The sequence below is a fragment of the Lentzea sp. NPDC102401 genome, from assembly GCF_044765805.1.
Classification (GTDB): domain Bacteria; phylum Actinomycetota; class Actinomycetes; order Mycobacteriales; family Pseudonocardiaceae; genus Lentzea; species Lentzea sokolovensis.
Genome location: NZ_JBIWKS010000023.1, coordinates 107580 through 127353, shown reverse-complemented (window position 1 = coordinate 127353; position 19774 = coordinate 107580). Strand labels below are relative to the sequence as shown.

General features: G+C 66.7%; 13 protein-coding genes. All 13 read right to left on the bottom strand.

Annotation, left to right across the window (positions count from 1 at the left end):
• Window positions 1-226: 226 nt before the first annotated feature.
• The 13 genes from ACIRG5_RS46520 to ACIRG5_RS46460 all read right to left on the bottom strand — a co-directional run bounded on the left by ACIRG5_RS46520 (window position 227) and on the right by ACIRG5_RS46460 (window position 19273).
• Window positions 227-4123 (bottom strand): DNA-directed RNA polymerase subunit beta', encoded by a 3897-nt coding sequence (locus tag ACIRG5_RS46520; RefSeq protein ID WP_402917621.1) that lies wholly within the window; start codon window positions 4121-4123, stop codon window positions 227-229.
• A 113-nt stretch (window positions 4124-4236) separates the two neighbouring features.
• Complete coding sequence (locus ACIRG5_RS46515) at window positions 4237-7722, bottom strand: DNA-directed RNA polymerase subunit beta (RefSeq protein ID WP_402917618.1); 3486 nt, start codon at window positions 7720-7722, stop codon at window positions 4237-4239.
• A gap of 574 nt (window positions 7723-8296) precedes the next feature.
• Window positions 8297-9112, bottom strand: coding sequence for a hypothetical protein (locus tag ACIRG5_RS46510; protein ID WP_402917616.1), 816 nt, complete (start codon window positions 9110-9112; stop codon window positions 8297-8299).
• Window positions 9113-9199: 87 nt separating this feature from the next.
• Window positions 9200-9700, bottom strand: a complete 501-nt coding sequence (locus tag ACIRG5_RS46505; protein WP_402917613.1) for a hypothetical protein — start codon at window positions 9698-9700, stop codon at window positions 9200-9202.
• The gene (locus ACIRG5_RS46500; RefSeq protein ID WP_402917610.1) at window positions 9700-10929 is read right to left on the bottom strand and encodes an MCE family protein; all 1230 of its coding nucleotides are present in this window, start codon (window positions 10927-10929) and stop codon (window positions 9700-9702) included. Before ACIRG5_RS46500 ends, ACIRG5_RS46505 begins: the two co-directional genes overlap by 1 nt.
• Window positions 10926-12086: an MCE family protein gene (locus ACIRG5_RS46495; protein ID WP_402917607.1), complete on the bottom strand. Its 1161-nt coding sequence runs from the start codon at window positions 12084-12086 to the stop codon at window positions 10926-10928. The genes ACIRG5_RS46500 and ACIRG5_RS46495 overlap by 4 nt, the downstream gene beginning before the upstream one ends.
• The gene (locus tag ACIRG5_RS46490; RefSeq protein ID WP_402917604.1) at window positions 12083-13264 is read right to left on the bottom strand and encodes an MCE family protein; all 1182 of its coding nucleotides are present in this window, start codon (window positions 13262-13264) and stop codon (window positions 12083-12085) included. Before ACIRG5_RS46490 ends, ACIRG5_RS46495 begins: the two co-directional genes overlap by 4 nt.
• A complete protein-coding gene (locus ACIRG5_RS46485; protein WP_402917601.1) occupies window positions 13261-14262 on the bottom strand; it encodes an MCE family protein in 1002 nt (333 codons plus the stop codon). The genes ACIRG5_RS46490 and ACIRG5_RS46485 overlap by 4 nt, the downstream gene beginning before the upstream one ends.
• Window positions 14259-15290 (bottom strand): MCE family protein, encoded by a 1032-nt coding sequence (locus tag ACIRG5_RS46480; protein ID WP_402917598.1) that lies wholly within the window; start codon window positions 15288-15290, stop codon window positions 14259-14261. The genes ACIRG5_RS46485 and ACIRG5_RS46480 overlap by 4 nt, the downstream gene beginning before the upstream one ends.
• Complete coding sequence (locus tag ACIRG5_RS46475; RefSeq protein WP_402917595.1) at window positions 15287-16618, bottom strand: MCE family protein; 1332 nt, start codon at window positions 16616-16618, stop codon at window positions 15287-15289. The genes ACIRG5_RS46480 and ACIRG5_RS46475 overlap by 4 nt, the downstream gene beginning before the upstream one ends.
• On the bottom strand, window positions 16615-17424 hold the full coding sequence (locus ACIRG5_RS46470) for an MlaE family ABC transporter permease (protein ID WP_402917592.1): 810 nt from the start codon (window positions 17422-17424) through the stop codon (window positions 16615-16617). Before ACIRG5_RS46470 ends, ACIRG5_RS46475 begins: the two co-directional genes overlap by 4 nt.
• Window positions 17424-18209 carry an ABC transporter permease gene (locus ACIRG5_RS46465; protein WP_319976898.1) on the bottom strand — a complete coding sequence of 262 codons (786 nt, stop codon included), beginning with the start codon at window positions 18207-18209 and terminating at the stop codon, window positions 17424-17426. Before ACIRG5_RS46465 ends, ACIRG5_RS46470 begins: the two co-directional genes overlap by 1 nt.
• Window positions 18206-19273 carry an ABC transporter ATP-binding protein gene (locus ACIRG5_RS46460; protein WP_402917589.1) on the bottom strand — a complete coding sequence of 356 codons (1068 nt, stop codon included), beginning with the start codon at window positions 19271-19273 and terminating at the stop codon, window positions 18206-18208. Before ACIRG5_RS46460 ends, ACIRG5_RS46465 begins: the two co-directional genes overlap by 4 nt.
• Between the last annotated feature and the right edge of the window lie 501 nt (window positions 19274-19774).

The window sequence follows — 19774 nt, the reverse complement described above, 5'->3', positions numbered from 1 at the left end:
AACAGGCGTGCCATCAACCCACCCACGGCGCCACCCCCCGATCAGATTGCCGGGGGTCTGGGGGCAGAGCCCCCAGGGGAAGCACCCAACGCAAGCTGGCCGCCCGCAAGGTGACCACCCGCCCGGCCGCGGAACACAAGGCGACCACCCACAACAGCCGCGACCAAACAAACGGCCCCCAGAGCAAGAAGCTCCAGGGGCCGTTCAGCTAAATCAGCCAGATCAACTACCGGTAATCCCGACCGAAGTCGTAGTCGTCCAGCGGCACCGCGGCACCAGTTCCAGTACCGAAGACGTCAGGCGTGTAGTACCCGTCGTCGTAAGAAGGAATCGCGTAGGCAGCAGCCCGCGCCTCCTCAGTCGGCTGAACCTGGATGTTCCGGTACCTGTTGATCCCAGTACCAGCCGGGATCAACTTACCGATGATCACGTTCTCCTTGAGACCGATGAGCTTGTCCGAACGCCCGTTGATGGCAGCGTCGGTCAGCACGCGGGTGGTCTCCTGGAACGACGCCGCGGACAACCAGGAGTCGGTCGCCAGCGAGGCCTTCGTGATACCCATCAGCACCGGACGGCCGGCGGCCGGCTCGCCACCCTCGGCGACGACAGCGCGGTTGCCGGACTCGAAGTCCGCGCGCTCGACCAGAGATCCGGGGAGGAACTCGGTCGCACCGGAGTCGATGATCGTGACCCGGCGGAGCATCTGCCGGACGATGACCTCGATGTGCTTGTCGTGGATCGCCACACCCTGGGCGCGGTACACCTTCTGGACCTCGCCCACGAGGTGCAGCTGCGCCTCGCGCGGGCCCATGACACGCAGGACCTCGTGCGGGTCAGGAGTACCTTCCAGCAGCTGCTGGCCGACGGACACGTGGTCGCCGTCCTGCAGCGGGCCGGTGGCCGTGTTGGCGAGACGCTGACGCTTGGACAGCTTCTCGAACACGATCTCCTCGGAGCCGTCGTCCGGGATCAGCGTGATCTTCCAGAAGCGGTCGCCGTCCTCGATGCGGACGCGACCGTCCACGTCGGCGATCGGCGCCTTGCCCTTCGGGACGCGGGCCTCGAAGAGCTCCTGGACACGGGGCAGACCGGTCGTGATGTCGTCACCGGCCACACCGCCCTGGTGGAACGTACGCATCGTCAGCTGCGTTCCGGGCTCACCGATCGACTGGGCGGCGACGATGCCGACGGCCTCGCCGACGTCGACCAGCTGGCCGGTCGCCATCGAGCGGCCGTAGCAGGACGCGCACACACCGACCGGGGACTCGCAGGTCAGCACCGAACGCACCTTCACGCGGAGGATGCCGGCCTCGACCAGCGACACGAGTGCCGGGTCGCCGAGGTCGTCGCCGCGGTTCAGGACCAGGTTGCCCTGCGCGTCGGTGATGTCGTCCGCCACCGTGCGGGCGTAGACCGAGGTCTGCGCGAACTCGTGCATGCCGACCTTGTCGCCCAGCTGCTCGCCGACGGTCATCTGCACGCCACGGGTGGTACCGCAGTCGACCTCGCGGATGATGACGTCCTGCGAGACGTCCACCAGACGACGGGTCAGGTAACCCGAGTCGGCGGTACGCAGCGCGGTGTCGGCCAGACCCTTGCGGGCACCGTGCGTCGCGATGAAGTACTCGAGCACCGACAAGCCCTCGCGGAACGAGTTCTTGATCGGGCGCGGGATGTACTCACCCTTCGGGTTGGTGACGAGACCACGCATACCCGCGAGCGAACGGACCTGCGTCATGTTGCCGGCGGCGCCGGACTGCACGATGACGCGGATCGAGTTGTCCTCGGGGAAGTTGTCTTCCATGATCTCGTGGACCTGCTCGGTGGCCTTGGTCCACACCTTGACCAGCTCGGAGTTGCGCTCGTCGTGCGAGAGCTGACCGCGCTGGTAGCGCTTCTCGACGGCGTCCGCGAGGCGCTCGTGCTCCTCGAGGATGTCCTGCTTCGCCGCGGGCACGAGAACGTCCGAGATCGCAACGGTCACACCGGAACGGGTGGCCCAGTGGAAACCGGCGTCCTTCAGCTTGTCCAGCGTCCGGGCGACGGTGACCATCGGGTAGCGCTCGGCGAGGTCGTTGATGATGATGGCCTGCCGCTTCTTGGGCATGACCTCGTTGATGAAGGCGTAGTCCTGCGGCAGGATCTCGTTGAACAACACGCGACCCAGCGTGGTCTCCGCGAGCCACGGCTGACCGGGCTCCCAGCCTTCGGGCTCCTGGCCCTTGGGCGGGTTCTTGTCGGAGACACGGATCTTCACCATCGCCTGCAGGCCCAGGACCTTGCGGTCGAACGCCATCAGGGCCTCGGCGGGCGACGAGTACGAGTGACCCTCGCCGATGTCGCCGACCTTGTGACGGGTCAGGTGGTACAGGCCCGTCACCATGTCCAGACGCGGCATGGCCAGCGGCTTGCCGGACGCCGGGGACAGGATGTTGTTCGACGACAGCATCAGGACGCGGGCTTCAGCCTGCGCCTCGGCGGACAGCGGCAGGTGGACTGCCATCTGGTCACCGTCGAAGTCGGCGTTGAACGCTTCACAGACCAGCGGGTGCAGCTGGATGGCCTTGCCCTCGACCAGCTGGGGCTCGAAGGCCTGGATGCCGAGGCGGTGCAGCGTGGGTGCGCGGTTGAGCAGCACCGGGTGCTCGGTGATGACCTCTTCCAGCACGTCCCACACGGCCGGGCGCGCACGCTCGACCATCCGCTTGGCGGACTTGATGTTCTGCGCGTGGTTGAGGTCCACGAGCCGCTTCATCACGAACGGCTTGAAGAGCTCGAGCGCCATCTGCTTGGGCAGACCGCACTGGTGCAGCTTGAGCTGCGGGCCGACCACGATGACCGAACGGCCGGAGTAGTCGACGCGCTTGCCGAGCAGGTTCTGACGGAACCGGCCCTGCTTGCCCTTGAGCAGGTCGGACAGCGACTTCAGCGGGCGGTTACCGGGACCGGTGACCGGGCGGCCGCGGCGGCCGTTGTCGAACAGCGCGTCGACGGCCTCCTGCAGCATCCGCTTCTCGTTGTTGACGATGATCTCGGGCGCGCCGAGGTCGATCAGTCGCTTCAACCGGTTGTTGCGGTTGATGACGCGGCGGTACAGGTCGTTCAGGTCGGACGTCGCGAAACGGCCACCGTCGAGCTGCACCATCGGGCGCAGGTCCGGCGGGATGACCGGGACGCAGTCCAGGACCATGCCCTGCGGGTTGTTGCGGGTCGCCTGGAAGGCGGCAACGACCTTGAGGCGCTTGAGCGCACGCAGCTTCTTCTGGCCCTTGCCGCTGCGGATGGTCTCCCGCAGGATCTCGGACTCGGCGTCGACGTCGTAGTCACCCAGAAGCTTCTGGATGGCCTCCGCGCCCATGGCACCGGTGAAGTAGTCGCCGTAGCGGTCGTACAGCTCGCGGTAGAGCAGCTCGTCCGCGATCAGCTGAGCGCGCTCGAGCTTGGTGAACGTGGACCAGATCTCGTCGAGGCGGTCCAGCTCGCGCTGGGCGCGGTCGCGGAGCTGGCGCATCTCACGTTCGCCACCCTCCTTGACCTTGCGGCGCACGTCGGACTTGGCACCCTCGGCCTCGAGCTCGGCCAGGTCGGCCTCGAGCTTCTGGGCGCGGGCCTCCACGTCGGCGTCGCGACGGTTCTCGACGCGCTTGCGCTCGACCTGCATCTCGCTCTCGAGCGTCGGCAGGTCGTTGTGGCGCAGCTCCGCGTTCACGCCCACGATGACGTAGGCGGCGAAGTAGATGATCTTCTCGAGGTCCTTGGGGGCCAGGTCGAGCAAGTAGCCCAACCGGCTGGGGACGCCCTTGAAGTACCAGATGTGCGTGACGGGAGCGGCGAGCTCGATGTGGCCCATGCGCTCACGACGCACCTTCGCACGGGTCACCTCGACGCCGCAGCGCTCACAGATGATGCCCTTGAAGCGAACGCGCTTGTACTTGCCGCAGTAGCACTCCCAGTCCCGGGTGGGACCGAAGATCTTCTCGCAGAACAAGCCGTCCTTCTCAGGCTTGAGCGTGCGGTAGTTGATGGTCTCGGGCTTCTTGACCTCGCCGAAGGACCACTGGCGGATGTCGTCCGCCGTCGCGAGTCCGATGCGGAGCTCATCGAAGAAGTTGACGTCGAGCACGTCTACTCTCTTCCCCTTTTTAGATCGGTGGCAAAGGAGCTGGTCGGAGGGCCAGCGAAGGACTGCGCCCGATTTTTGGCTCGGAGGCAGCCCTTCACCGACCGGCGAGGTGACTAGTTGACGACGTCGTCCACGGAGGGCGACTCGGACCTCGACAGGTTGATGCCGAGGTTCGCGGCCGCGCGCTCCAGGTCCTCGTCGTCGCCGTCGCGCATCTCGATCGCGGCACCGTCCGAAGACAGGACCTCGACGTTGAGGCAGAGCGACTGCAGCTCCTTGAGCAGCACCTTGAAGGACTCCGGGATACCGGGTTCCGGGATGTTCTCGCCCTTGACGATGGCCTCGTAGACCTTCACGCGGCCGAGCACGTCGTCGGACTTGATGGTGAGAAGTTCCTGCAGGGTGTATGCGGCGCCGTACGCCTGCATCGCCCAGCACTCCATCTCACCGAAACGCTGACCACCGAACTGCGCCTTACCACCCAGCGGCTGCTGCGTGATCATCGAGTACGGGCCGGTCGAACGCGCGTGGATCTTGTCGTCCACCAGGTGCAGCAGCTTCAGGATGTACATGTAGCCGACCGACACGGGGAACGGGTACGGCTCGCCGGAGCGGCCGTCGAAGAGCTGCGCCTTCCCGTTCTCCTTGACCATGCGCTCGCCGTCGCGGTTCGGGATCGTCGAGCCGAGCAGGCCCGTGATCTCCTCTTCCTTCGCGCCGTCGAACACGGGGGTCGCGGTCTTGGTGCCGGGCTCGACATCCATCAGGTCCTCGGACAGGTTCTTCGCCCAGTCCGGGTCCCCGTTGATGCTCCAGCCCTGCTTGGCGATCCACCCGAGGTGGGTCTCCAGCACCTGGCCGATGTTCATACGCCGCGGCACACCGTGCGTGTTCAGGATGATGTCGACCGGCGTGCCGTCCTCGAGGAACGGCATGTCCTCCGCGGGGAGGATCTTGCCGATGACGCCCTTGTTGCCGTGGCGGCCGGCGAGCTTGTCGCCGTCCTGGATCTTGCGCTTCTGGGCCACGTAGACGCGGACGAGCTCGTTCACGCCCGGAGGCAGCTCGTCGTCGTCCTCACGCGAGAAGACGCGGATGCCGATGACCTTGCCGTACTCACCGTGCGGCACCTTGAGCGACGTGTCGCGAACCTCGCGCGCCTTCTCACCGAAGATCGCGCGGAGCAGGCGCTCCTCCGGCGTCAGCTCGGTCTCGCCCTTGGGCGTGACCTTGCCGACGAGGATGTCGCCGGGCTGGACCTCGGCACCGATGCGGATGATGCCGCGCTCGTCCAGGTCGGCCAGGACCTCTTCGGAGACGTTCGGGATGTCCCGGGTGATCTCCTCGGCGCCGAGCTTCGTGTCGCGGGCGTCGATCTCGTGCTCCTCGATGTGGATCGAGGTGAGAACGTCGTCCTGCACGAGGCGCTGCGACAGGATGATCGCGTCCTCGTAGTTGTGGCCTTCCCACGGCATGATCGCCACGAGCAGGTTCTTGCCGAGCGCCATCTCGGCGTTCTCGGTGCAAGGACCGTCGGCCAGGACCTGACCCGCCTCGATCCGGTCGCCCTCGTTGACGATGGGCTTCTGGTTGATGCAGGTGCCCTGGTTCGAGCGACGGAACTTGTGCAGCGCGTAGGTGTTGCGCGCACCGTCGTCGGCCATGACGGTGATGTAGTCGGCGGAGACCTCCTCGACCACACCCGTCTTCTTCGCGACGACGACGTCACCGGCGTCGACGGCGGCGCGCAGCTCCATGCCGGTGCCGACGAGCGGCGACTCGGAGCGGAGCAGCGGCACGGCCTGACGCTGCATGTTCGCACCCATCAGGGCGCGGTTCGCGTCGTCGTGCTCGAGGAACGGGATCATGGCGGTCGCGGCCGACACCATCTGGCGCGGCGAGACGTCCATGTAGTCGACGTCGGTCGGGTCGATGAACTCGACCTCGCCGCCCTTCTTGCGGACCAGGACGCGGTCGTCGGTGAAGTTGCCGTCCTCGTCGGTCGGCGAGTTCGCCTGCGCCTTGACGAAGCGGTCTTCCTCGTCCGCGGTCAGGTAGTCGATCTGCTCGGTGACCCGGCCGTCGGTGACCTTGCGGTACGGCGTCTCGATGAAACCGAACGGGTTGACCCGCGCGTAGCTCGAGAGCGAACCGATCAGGCCGATGTTCGGGCCTTCCGGCGTCTCGATCGGGCACATGCGGCCGTAGTGCGACGGGTGGACGTCGCGGACCTCCATGCCGGCGCGCTCACGGGACAGACCACCGGGACCCAGTGCCGACAGGCGGCGCTTGTGGGTCAGACCCGCGAGCGGGTTGGTCTGGTCCATGAACTGCGACAGCTGCGAGGTGCCGAAGAACTCCTTGATCGCCGCCACGACGGGACGGATGTTGATCAGGGTCTGCGGCGTGATGGCCTCGACGTCCTGCGTGGTCATGCGCTCGCGGACGACGCGCTCCATGCGGGACAGACCGACGCGGATCTGGTTCTGGATCAGCTCGCCGACCGTGCGGAGGCGACGGTTGCCGAAGTGGTCGATGTCGTCGACCTCGACGGGAACGTCACCGCCGGCGGCGGCGTCCATCATCGTCTCGCCGGCGTGCAGGCGAACGAGGTACTCGATCGTCGTGACGATGTCGTCCTCGGTGAGGACACCCGTGTTGATCTCGGTGTCCAGGCCCAGCTTCTTGTTGACCTTGTACCGGCCAACCTTCGCCAGGTCGTAGCGCTTGTCCTTGAAGAACAGGTTCTCCAGCAGGGCCTGCGCCGACTCCTTCGTCGGGGGCTCGCCCGGACGCAGCTTGCGGTAGATGTCGAGCAACGCCTCGTCGGTACCCGCGGTGTGGTCCTTCTCGAGCGTGGTCAGCAACGTCTCGCTGAACGCGAACCGCTCGCGAATCTGCTCCGTGCTCCAGCCCAGAGCCTTCAACAGCACCGTCACCGGCTGGCGACGCTTCCGGTCGATGCGGACACCGACGGTGTCGCGCTTGTCGACGTCGAACTCCAGCCAAGCACCCCGGGACGGGATGATCTTGACGCTGAAGACGTCCTTGTCGGTCGTCTTGTCGACCGCGGTGTCGTAGTACACACCGGGCGAGCGCACGAGCTGGGAGACCACCACGCGCTCGGTGCCGTTGATGATGAACGTGCCCTTGTTCGTCATCATCGGGAAGTCACCCATGAACACCGTCTGGCTCTTGATCTCGCCAGTGGTGTGGTTGGTGAACTCCGCCGTGACGAACAACGGTGCCGCGTACGTCATGTCCTTGTCCTTGCACTCTTCGGTCGAGGCCTTGACCTCGTCGAAGCGCGGGTCGGAGAAGGACAGTGACATGGAGCCGGAGAAGTCCTCGATCGGCGAGATCTCGTTGAGGACCTCTTCGAGGCCGCCCGTCGGGGTCTCGTCGCCGGCGTCGACGCGGCGCTGGAACCACGCCTCGTCGCCGGTCAGCCACTCAAAGGACTGGATCTGCAGGTCAAGCAGGTTGGGCGTCGAAAGCGGCTCGTTAATCTTCGCGAACGAGACCCGCTTCGGCGCTCCAGGGATCCCCGACGTGGAGTTGGTCGCAGCAGTGGCCTTGGTCGCGCGAGAGATCGCCAAGATGCGTCCTTCCAGGGACAAATAGCTGGCTAGAGCGAACTAGCACGGCTGTCAAGGGTGCGGCGCTGCTCGACTAATCCACGCTCTCGGCGAAGGGCAAGCGGAAAATGGGCAGCGCAAAGGGGCAGTCTAGCCACACGCACGGCGACTGTCGAGAGGCACCTGGAAGGACCCTCCTCTTGCTCACCGACAGAGTGACCCTGCATGAGCGCGCAGTCAAGATGTTGCGGGCCGATCCACCCTCTGGATGGAGCGCTCTTTACTCGAAGTCACCCATTTGACCTGCACAAACACGTGTACGGCCGTTTTGGTGGGAAGTTGACGGCTTCAAGTGAACTTACAGAGCGCCACAGGATTAGCTGTGACCGAGATCACGCGTGTCGGGGCTGGCGGAGGGGGTCTCAGCGGTGCTTCTCAGGCTGTTCTGACGACCTCACGGCAGAGTTGATCTTAGCTGGCGGAGATCGAGTACCCGTCACCGGCCCGCCCCAAACGACCGTCATAGAGGCGCGGTCAGCAGCGCACGCGGGGAGCTTTCGTGCGGTTGGAGCGGACGTCGGGGCCCCGCGTGCGGTCAGCAGCCCTGCATTTGGCGGTTCTGCTCCGCCGTCGCCCCGAACATCTCCATGTTGTCGATCTTCCAGCGGCCGCCGTCGTCGATCGCGCTCACGCGGAGCATGGCGGTGCCGCCGCCCGACTGGTTGTCGGTGGTGCGGGTGGTGACCTGGTCGGCGAAGACCAGGACGGTGGCTCGTCCGTCCTTGAGGGACGACACGGCAGAGGACACCACACGGACCGTCACGACGAGCTTCTGCTGCGGCGCCACTTCCTTCACCGGGCCGAACACGGCGTTGTACTGGCACAGGGCCTTGCCGGTGAGCAGTTCCTTGGCCGCCTTCTCGGTGGACTCCACGTCGGCGAAGTTGTACGAGAACGACTTCTCCACGGCCTCGCGGATCTGGCCGTTCACCGCCGAGGTGGTGGCTGAGTCGACCAGGGCGGCGTCGTACGACACCGACCGCGACTTCACCAGGAAGAACGTGCCCAGGCCCGCCAGCAGCAGCCCCACGAGCACCAGGGCCACCGGCAGCACCCAGGCGACCTTGCCGGTCTTCTGGGCGGGCTTCTCCTCTGTCGGCTCGGCCTCCTCGACGGCAGCGACCGGCTCGGACTTCTGAGCGGCGGCAGTCTTCTTCCCGGGCGCGGCCGGCGGCGTCCAGTCGAGGGCCTCCGGAGCCTTGAGCTCTGCCTCTTCGGCCACCGGCTCAGGCACGACCTCCGACGGCACGGCCTCAGGCGTGACAGCCTCCTGCGTCACGTCCTCGACCACGGGCTCCGCGGCCGGCTCGACCGCGGGGTCGGCGGCCGCGCGCCGGTTCAGGCCGGCCACCTTCGGGCGGCCTCCTGCGGGCGGAGTGGGGATCGGGCGGCGGCGGGATGGAGGCACGTGCACTCGTTCCAATCAGCTCTGGCGGAATCAGACGCCTGCCCGCAGCGGACCCAGCTGGCTCAGCTTCCAGCCGTCCTCGGTGCGGGTGAGCTTGGTCAGGTACCGGTTGATCTTGGTGACCTTCTGCCCCTCGGCGGGGGTCACGGTGCTCTCGACGACGGCGATCATCGACGCGCTGCCCGCGCGGTCGTCCAGTTCGGTGATCGCGGCGTCCAGGACCTTCGACGTCGTCACCGACTTGGCGTCGACCAGCTGCTTCTTGCGCGAGTCCTTGTCCTTGTCGATCTCCGCGCGCAGGTCGCCGGTGGACGAGTTGAGCCAGCGCTGGAGGTCCTCGTCGACCTTCTGGTAGTCCAGGGTCAGGAAGTTCGTGATGCCGACCTGGCCGGACCGCAGGGCGTCGTCGCGCGTGGCGGCGTACGAGGACTCCGACGAACTGGCAGCCGAGTACCAGACGAAGCCGCTGAACACCGCGAACACGAACGCCACCACCGCGAAGACCGCGGCGGCCACCGTGAAGACCCGCACTACTTCTTCCCCTCTGGCAGACCGAGCAGCTGGCCCAGTGACGTCAGCAACGGCAACTCCGGCGCGGCCTGGCCCGTTGTCGGTTCCTGGCCCGGCTGCGTCGTCGCGTTGCCGACCGGCGTGGTCGGCGTTCCACCGTACGGCGCATTCTGCGAGCCTCGCACCGAGGTCGCCGACCCGCGCGCGAGAGCGCAGTACGCCTGCGTGTTCAGCGGCGCGGCCGAGGTGTCTCCACCGGGACGGATCGTCGTGCCCTCGTACCCGACCGTGCACGGCATCGGGTCGAACACGTTCAACGCGAGCCCGAAGTGCGCCGACCCGTCACCTGGCGCCACGGAGAAGCCGCCGCCGACGGCGATGGGGTACGTCACCGCGATCTGTTCCAAACCATCGCGCCTGGTCACGAGGATGTTCGACGTGGTCAGCAGGTTCGCGAAGACCACCCCGAGGTTCGGCCCGCTCTCCTTGAGCAACGCCGACACCTGCTCGGACGCCGGCGGCACGGCCACGATCAACCGCCGCAGGTCGCCGTCGGAGGCCTTCAGCTGCTCGGCGAGCAGCCGCAGGTCACCGCTGAACGACCGGATCGCGCCACCGGAGGCGGCCTGCGTGGCCAGCACGATCCGCCCGTCCTGCAGCAACCGCGTGGTCTGCGGCAGATGTTCCTTGGCGGCCGCGGTGAACGCCGCGGTGTTGTCGATCAGCACCTGCAGGTCGCCACCGGTCCCGCTGAACGCCGTGTGCAGTTCGTCGACGACCGTCCGCAACGAGTCCGTGGGCACCGACGACGCGAAAGCGTCCAAATTGGACAGCAGACCGTCGACGGGCGGCGGTGTCTTGGTGGCCGAGCGCGGAATGACCGACCCCGCCTCCAGGTACGGCGCGCCGTCGCTCTTCGGCCGCAGGTCGACGTACTGCTCACCGACGGCAGACCGGTTCGCGACGACGGCCTCGGTCTCGGCGGGCACGCGCGGCGCGTCCGAGTCGAGTTCCAGGTCGACCTCGATGCCGTCGGACGTCAGCCGCAGCTGCCCGACCCGGCCGATCGTCACGCCGCGATAGGTCACCTCGGCGTTGGTGAAGATGCCGCCCGAGTCCGCGAGCTGCATCGTCACGACCGTGGACGCCGACTTGAACAGACCGACGTAGGTCGCGCTGACGTACGAGATGCCCAGCAACGCGACCAGCACGAACGCGCCGATCTTGAGCTTCGTCGACCGCAGGATCACTTGCGACCACCTCCCAGCAGCCCGCCGAGCAGGTCGCCCAGCCCGGACCCGGTGCCCTGCCCGAGGTTCGGCAGCGGGATGTTCGGCATCGGCAACGGCGTGCCCTGCGACGGGATCAGCGAGTCGATCGGCGACTGCCGCGACCGCCCGAGGTTGTCGAGCACCGTGCCGAGGTTCAGGTCGAGGTCGATGAACGCGTTGGTGTAGTCGCCCTTGATGCCGTCGACCGCCTCGTCCGGGAACGGGTAGGTCAGCAGCAGCTCCAGCGACTTCGGCAGGTTCTGCCCCGACTCGGCGAGCTTGGTCAGCGTCGGCTGCAACGCCTTCAGGTCCGCCACGATGTCGTCACGGCTCCTGTTCACCGTGTCCGTCGCGACGTCGGAGAGCTTGTCCAACGACTGCAGCAACGTCACGAGTTGTGTGCGCTGCTCGGCCAGCACCTTCAGGCCGGGCTCCAGGTCCGTCAACGCCACCGCGATCTTCTCGCGCTGCTGCGCCAGGGTCCCGGCCAGCCGGTTCATCGAGTCGAGCGCGCGGACGATCTCCGCCTTGTGCTTGTCGAGCTCCCCGACGAACGTGTTGAGGTTGCCGAGCAACGAGCGGATCTCCTTCTCGTTGCCCTGCATCGCCGCGTTGAGCTCCTTGGTGATGTTCTGCAGCTGCGCGACACCACCGCCGTTGAGCAGCATCGACAACGCCCCGAAGACCTCTTCGACCTCGGGGTTCCGGTTGGTCCTGTCCAACGGGATCATGGCGTTGTCGGCGAGACGCCCGGGATCCCCCTGTGTTTGATCATTTTTGGCAGGCTTCCCGAGCTCCACGAACTTCTCGCCCAGCAACGCGGACTGACGCAGCTTCGCGAACGCGTTCGCCGGCAGCTGCACGTCGCCGTTGACCAGCATGGTCACCTCGGCGGTCCAGCCGTCGCCGGCCAGGTCGATCTGCTCGACCCGCCCGACCGGCACGTCGTTGACCTTCACGCCCGCCTGCGGCACCAGGTCCAGCACGTCCTTGAACTGCGCCTTGACCCGATACGGGTGATCACCGACGTCGGCGCCACCTGGCAGCGGCAGGTTGTAGACGCCGTCGAACCCGCCGGAACCACAGCCCGACACGAGCACCAACGACGCCGTCAGCCCTACGACCAGCTTCCTCACTGGGGCACCCCCGCGAGCGGCAGGGGCAACGGCAGCTTGCCCGCGTTCAGGTCGCTGATGATCTCGGCCGGCGGCTTCAGCGGGATCGCGCCGGTCAGGATCGGCTCCAGCTGCTTGCAGGTGTTCGTCAGCACCGGCGGCACGTTGTTCGGCGTCGCCTGCTGGATCAGCTTGCAGATCAGCACGATCGGCGGCTGGTTCAGCTCGTTGATGTTCGCGCGGGTGTCGAGCGTGCCGGACGCCGCGTTGTAGGAGTTCTGCAGGTTGCCCAGGGCCAGCGGGGCGACGTCGAGCGTCTCGGCCAAAGCCGCCCGCTGGTTCACGAGCACCTGCGTGATCGAGGCGAGCTTGTCCACATTGGACTTGAGCACCTCGCGGTTGTCCTTGATGAACCCCTGCACGAGTCCCAGCGCGGTCGCGAGCTCGCTCAAAGCCGCTCCCAGATCCCCGCGTTCGTCCGCGAGCATCTTCGACACGTCCGCGAGCTGCTTGTTGAAGTCGCGCACCTGACTGTCGTTGGCCGCCAGCATCGCGGTGAACTTCTGCAGGTTGTCGACGGTGGCGAACAGGTCCTCCTTGGACCCCGACAGCGTGCGGGTGGCCTGACCGAGGTTGCGCAACGTGTCGTTGAGCGCCTGGCCGTTGCCCTCGAGGTTCGCGGCCGCCGAGTTCAGCAGGTCCGCCAACGCCCCGTCGGCGTTCGCTCCGTTGGGGCCCAGCGCGGTCGTGAGCTTGTCGAGCGATGAGTACAGCTCGTCCAGCTCGACCGGCGTCGCGGTGCGCTCGCGCGGGATCACGGCGTCGTCGGCCAGCGTCGGCCCGCCGGTGTAGGCAGGCGCGAGCTGCACGTACCGGTCGCTGACCACGCTCGGCGAGACCACGACGGCCTGCGCGTTCTCCGGCACCCGCACGTCGCGGTCGACGGTGAACACGACCTTGACCGTCTTGCCCTCGGGGGTGACCTCGTCGATCGTGCCGACCTTCACGCCCAGGATCCGCACGTCACCGCCGGGGTAGACGCCGACGGCCGCAGCGAAGTGCGCGGTGACCTTGCGCCCGTTCATCCCGTTGAAGACCCACCAGAGCCCGGCCGTGACGACCAGCGCGAGCACGCACGCGATCGCGATGAACCGCCCGACCTTGCTCTGTGTTGAATTCTTGTGGGCGACTTCAGTCATCGCTGCACCCCCGGAGGCAGGCAGCCTTCCTCGTTGAACCCGACGACGCCGAGGTTCACCGAGGGCGGCAGCAGACCGCAGATGTAGGTGTCGAACCACCGGCCGTTGCCCAGGGTGTTCGCGAACACCCGGTAGAACGGCGCCATCAGCGCGAGGCTGCGGTCGAGGTTCTCCTGGTTGCGCTCCAGGATCGTGGTGACCCGGCCGAGCTGCTCCAAGGCCGGCTTGAGTTGGTTCTGGTTGTCGTTCACCAGACCGCTGAGCTCACGGGCCAGGTCGCGCGTTCCGGTCAGCAGGGCGCTGATCGACTCGCGGCGCTTGCGCAGCTCGCCGAGCAGCAGGTTGCCGTCCGACAGGAGCTTCTCGAACTCCGCGTTGCGGTCCGCGAGCGTCTTGGTCAACTGCCTGGTGTTGTCCAGGAGCTTCGCCAGCTGCTCGTCCCGCGAGGAGATCGTCTTCGACAACGCGGACAGGCCGTCCAGCGCGCCCCGGACGTGCTCCGGCGAGTTCTTGAAGGTGTCCGAGAGGACCGTGAAACTGTCCGCGAGCTGCTTGGTGTCGATCTGCCCGACCGTGGTCGCGAGCCCGTTGAACGCCTCGTTCACGTCGTACGGCGCGAGCGTGCGTTCCTTCGGGATCGGGTTGCCGGGCGAGAGCGGCTGGGTGCCCTGCGGGTCCAGCGCCACGAACTTCTGGCCCAGCAGCGTCTTGATGCGGATCATCGCGGTCGTCCGGTCGCCCACCCAGGCGTCCTTGACCTTGAACGTCACCCGCACCTTGTCGCCGTTGAGCTTGACCTTGGTGACCTTGCCGACCTTCACGCCGGCGACGCGGACCTCGTTGCCCGGCACCAGTCCCGCGGCCTCGCTGAAGTCCGCGGCGTAGCTCGTGCCACCGCCGACGATCGGCAGGTCGTCGGAGTAGAACGCGGCCAGCAGCAGCAGGGCGATCAGTGTCAGGCTGATCGCGCCGGTCCGGATCGGGTTGGACGTCTTCATCGGCGGCACCTCTGCTGTGTCACCGGCAACGCCGTGATCGGGATCGGGTTGTTGATGACCGGCGGCACGGCGACCTGGCCGCTGGCCTCGCACAGGTAGAAGTTGAACCACGAGCCGTAGGTCGCGGTCCGCGTGATCGTCTCCAGCTTGTTGGGCAGGCGCTGAAGCATCCGGTCGACCAGCACCTCGTTGTCCCCCAGCGTCTTCGAGACGATGCCGAGCTGCGCGATGTCGTTGCGCAACGGCTCGCGGCCCTGCTCCAGCAGCCCGGAGGTGGCCTGCGTCAGGTCGCCGAGCGCCGTGATCGCGTCACCGATCGGCTGGCGGTCCTGAGCGAGCCCGGACACCAGCGTCTGCAACGTGATCACGAGGTTGTTGAAGTCCTCGTCGCGCGAGTTCACGGTCTCCAGCGCGGTGTTGAGGTTGTCGACGACGTCGCCGATCACCTTGTCCTTGCTCGCCAGCGTGCTGGTCAGCGAGGCCGTGTGCTGGAGCAGGCTGTCGATGGTGCTGCCCTCTCCCTGCAGCACCTGGATGATCTCGAACGACAGCTTGTTCACGTCGTCGGGCGACAGCGCCTGGAAGAGCGGCTTGAAGCCGTTGAACAGCACCGTCAGATCCAGAGCGGCCTTGGTGCGCTCCAACGGGATCGTGCCGCCCTCGGCCAGCACGGCCCTGGTGTCACCGGTGCCGGACTCCAGCGCGATGTACCGCTGCCCCACCAGGTTGCGGTACTTGATCGTCGCGGTCACGGCCTCGGGGAGCTTGCGGTCGCCGTCGATCGAGAACTCCACCTCGGCGGTCTTGCGGTCGACGACCTTGATGCCGTCGACCTGCCCGACGCGGACGCCGGCGATGCGGATGTCGTCGCCCTCGTTCAGCGCGGTGACGTCGGTGAACTGGGCCTTGTACTCGGTGGCACTGGCCAGGTTCACGTTGGCGATGGTGATCGCGAGCAGCGACGTGGCGAGGATCGTGACCACCGCGAAGGCGATCAGCTTGAGCAGCGGAGCGAGGACGCCCTTCACTTGACGGTCACCTCCGTCCCGCGAACCAGTGGCCCGAGCAGCAGGCTCGACCAGCCGGGCATGTCCTGCGGGTCGACGCCGACGCGCGGGCCGAAGAGAGCCGCGATCAACCTGGCCTCCTCCGGCGAGTTGGCGAGCCGCAGCACGTCAGCTGACTGCGGCACCGTCACGTTGCCCGCGTTGGCCGGCGGCAGGACGCCGTCGTTCGCGACGCGGGCGGGTGGCGGCGAGCTCGACCCGTCCTGCACCGGGCCCTCCGGCGGGTACTGCGGGAACGGGTTCGGCCGCGGGATCAGGTCGTAGCAACGGGGCCCGCGCTTGTCCTTGTACTCGGGCTCGTCGAGGTTCGGCTTGTACTTGCCGCGGTTCTGCGTGATCTCCAGCGTGATGTGCAGGCCGGGCTCGTTGGTGCCCTCGCCGAACGCCTTGCTGATCACCGGTTCGAACTCCGCGAGCCCCTTGAGCAGGCACGGGTACTCGGGCGCGTACTTCGCGAGCAGCTCCAGCGTCGGGCGGCCGGTGTCGGCGAGCGCGATGATGTTGTTCTTGTTGACCGTGACGAAGCTGGTGACGTCCTGCGACGTCGTGGTCAGCGAGCCGTAGAGCGCCAGCAGGTTCTCCCGCTGGTCGACGACGGTCTTGGTCGTCGTGGTCATGTCGTTGAGCGCCTGCAGCAGGTCCGGCGCGGCGTCCGCGTAGACGTTCGAGACGTCCGCGAGCTTGGAGATGTTCTCCTTCAACGCCGGCAGCTGCGGGTTGAGCTCGCCGAGGTAGGAGTCCAGCGACACCAGCGTCTCGCCGAGCGGCTTGCCGCGGCCGTCGAGCGCCTGCGACAACGCGGTCAGCGTGGTGGCGAGCTTCTCCGGCTGGATCGCCTGCAGCACCGGCATCAGGTTGTCCAGCACGCGTTCGAGCTCGATCGCGCTGCTCGTCCGGTCCTGCTCGATGACGGCGCCCTGGGTGATGGCAGCGCTCTTCTGCTGCGGCAGCACGAGGTTCACGTACCGCTCCCCGAACAACGTCTTGGGCAGCAGTCGCGCGCTGACGTTGGACGGGATCTGCTCGACCTTGTCCGGTAGCAGCGCCAGCTCCAGCTCGGCACCTTCGCCGCTGGTGCGGACGGCCTTCACCGAGCCGACGATCAGCCCGCGCACCTTGACGTCGCTCGCGGTCTGCAGCTGGTTGCCGATGTGGTCGGTCTTGAGCGTGACCTTCACGTAGTCGCCGAAGGCGTCCTTGTAGAGCGCCACCGTGAGCGACAGGAACATGGCGATCGCGAGAAGGAAGGCGATGCCCAGCACGCGCGGTGCCAATCTGTTCGGCATCATCCGGCGATCCTCACCGTCGTCGTAGCGCCCCAGATCGCGAGGCTCAGGAAGAAGTCGAGCAGCGCCGTCGTGACGATCGCGGTCCGCACCGCGCGCCCGACCGCCACGCCGACACCGGCCGGACCGCCGGACGCGCGGTAGCCGTAGTAGCAGTGGGTCATGATGATCACGACCGCGAAGACCAGCACCTTGCCGAACGACCAGAGCACGTCGATCGGCGGTAGGAACAGGTTGAAGTAGTGGTCGTACGTGCCCGCCGACTGTCCGTAGAACTCCACGGTGATCGTTCTCGCCGCCAGGTAACTCGTCAGCAGCCCGATCACGTACAGCGGAATGATCGCGACGAACCCGGCGATGATCCGCGTCGTCACCAGGAACGGCAGGCTGGGAATGCCCATGACCTCCAGCGCGTCGATCTCCTCGGAGATCCGCATGGCGCCGAGCTGTGCCGTGAACCCGGAGCCCACCGTCGCCGACAACGCCAGTCCCGCCACGAGCGGGGCGATCTCACGGGTGTTGAAGTAGGCGGACACGAACCCGGCAAAGGCAGACGTACCGATCTGGTTCAACGCCGTGAAGCCCTGAAGACCGACGACGGTCCCGGTGAACACGGACAGCCCGACCATCACGCCGATCGTGCCGCCGATGACCGCGAGCGCCCCCGACCCGAAGCTGACCTCGGCCAGCAGCCGCATCGTCTCCTTGGAGTACCGCTTCAACGCGCGGGGCGTCCAGGCCAGCGCCTTGAGGTAGAACGACAGCTGGTCGCCGAACCCGTCCAGAGTGGACAGCACCTTGTTCGCCATCAGCTCCCCTTCGCGGGCACGACCTGCAGGTAGATCGTGGTGAGGACGAAGTTGACGAAGAACAGCAGCAGGAACGTGATGACCACGGCCTGGTTCACCGCGTCACCCACGCCCTTGGGTCCACCGGCGGGGTTGAGCCCCCGGTACGCGGCCACGATGCCCGCGATGAACCCGAAGATCAGCGCCTTCAACTCACTGATCCACAGGTCCGGCAGCTGCGCCAACGCGGAGAAACTCGCGAGGTACGCGCCCGGCGTGCCGTCCTGCATGATCACGTTGAAGAAGTAGCCACCGAGCACGCCGACGACGCTGACCATGCCGTTGAGCAGCACGGACACCAACATCGCGGCAAGCACCCGCGGCACGACGAGCCGATGGATCGGCGAGACACCGAGCACTTCCATCGCGTCGATCTCTTCGCGAATCGTCCGCGAGCCGAGATCCGCACAGATCGCCGAGCCACCGGCCCCCGCGATCAGCAGCGCCGTCACGATCGGACTGGCCTGCTGAATGATCGCGAGCACGCTGGCCGCACCCGTGAACGACTGCGCACCGATCTGCCGCGTGAGCGACCCGAGCTGCAACGCGATGACCGCGCCGAACGGAATGGACACCAGCGCAGTCGGCAACACCGTCACGCTGACGATGAACCAACTCTGCTGAATGAACTCGCGAAGCTGGAACGGCCGCCGGAACGTGGTCCGCACGACGTCGATCCCGAGCTGGCACAACTTCCCGGTCTCCCGCAGCGCACCAGCGCCGGGGAACGAGGTCTGCGTGGTCACAGCACACCACCCTGCCGAGGCCAGGGGCTGGGCGTGGGCGCCACCGCCGGCGCACCGGCGTGCACGCCGTACCGCACCTGCTCCTCAGTCGTGAGGCTCTCGACGATCCCCTGCTGAGCCTGGTGGGGCAGCTGATGGATGATCGACATGACCCGGTCCTTGCGCCGCCGCACGGCGTCCCGGAACGGCAGCCCTGGCGTCGGCTCGATCTGCGGGATGATCCCCCGGACGTCCTCGGACGTGGAACCGTCCGAGTGCCCGGCGTCCGCATGAGCCTGCTCGGCCGCCATCGTGGCCGTGTCCTTCTCCTCGGACATGCCGATGGGCCCGAGCCGCCGCCCGTTGAGGAACTGCTCGACAACGGGCTCGTCACTGGTCAGCAGCACCTCGCGCGGCCCGAACATGACGAGCTCGCGCCGGAACAACATCCCCAGGTTGTCCGGCACGGTACGAGCGATGTTGATGTTGTGCGTGACGATCAGGATGGTCGCGTCGATCTGGGCGTTCAGGTCGATCAGCAACTGGCTGAGGTACGCCGTGCGAACCGGGTCCAACCCGGAGTCGGGTTCGTCGCACAAAATGATCTCGGGGTCGAGCACCAGCGCACGGGCAAGACCAGCCCGCTTGCGCATACCGCCGGAGATCTCACCGGGCAGCTTCTTCTCCGCCCCGACGAGACCGACCATCTCCATCTTCTCGAGGACGATCCGCCGAACCTCGGCCTCCGTCTTGCGAGTGTGCTCCCGCAGCGGAAACGCGATGTTGTCGTACAGGTTCATCGACCCGAACAACGCACCGTCCTGGAACAGCACGCCGAACATCTTCCGAATCTCGTACAACCGGTGCTCAGAGCACCGAACCAGATCCGTCCCATTGATAATGATCTTGCCTTGCTCCGGCTTGAGCAGCCCCACCAGCGACTTCAGGAACACGCTCTTGCCGGTACCGGAAGGCCCGAGCATCACGCTGACCTCACCCGGCGGCAACGTGAGCGTGACGTCCTGCCAGATGGTCTGCTTGCCGAAGGACTTGGTCAGACCCTCGACGACCACCTCGACGCCCATCCGCACCTCCGCACACGCCCGAGGACGCCGCAGCGATCGGCGTCACACCTGGGCAACGAGTTCGTTCGCGGCAGGTTACTCACCAGTTGGCCTAATGGCGGTTGCGTTCAGATAACACCACACAGTGTGACCTCGCAAAACGGGCACGAGCCCCTGGACCACTGCCTGCCAGCCGATAATTACGAGACCAATGTGACCCCAAACACAACCAACACGCGAAGCCGAAGGCGAGCCGTCCTACCGAGCGGGCCCGGCGGTGGGGTCCCGTCACGAGTCGCACCACAGCTCTTGCTGCATGCGAGAAGGGGTGTCAAACGGACACGCTTTTCGTCCGTTTGACACCCCTTCTCGCATGTGGCCCGCTCTTGGTTCGGCTCGTGACGGGGCCCCACCGCCAACGCAACCCCACTACGAAACAGGCAGCCGCCCAAAGCAACAGGCGTGCCATCTACCCGCCGAGGGCGCCACCCCCCGATCAGATTGCCGGGGGTCTGGGGGCAG

What these genes read in the sequence shown, in the direction of transcription:
- ACIRG5_RS46485 (WP_402917601.1), bottom strand. Translation starts at nt 14,262, where the DNA reads ATGAAGACGTCCAACCCGATCCGGACCGGCGCGATCAGCCTGACACTG.
- ACIRG5_RS46470 (WP_402917592.1), bottom strand. Translation starts at nt 17,424, where the DNA reads ATGGCGAACAAGGTGCTGTCCACTCTGGACGGGTTCGGCGACCAGCTG.
- ACIRG5_RS46460 (WP_402917589.1), bottom strand. Translation starts at nt 19,273, where the DNA reads ATGGGCGTCGAGGTGGTCGTCGAGGGTCTGACCAAGTCCTTCGGCAAG.
- ACIRG5_RS46490 (WP_402917604.1), bottom strand. Translation starts at nt 13,264, where the DNA reads ATGACTGAAGTCGCCCACAAGAATTCAACACAGAGCAAGGTCGGGCGG.
- ACIRG5_RS46475 (WP_402917595.1), bottom strand. Translation starts at nt 16,618, where the DNA reads ATGATGCCGAACAGATTGGCACCGCGCGTGCTGGGCATCGCCTTCCTT.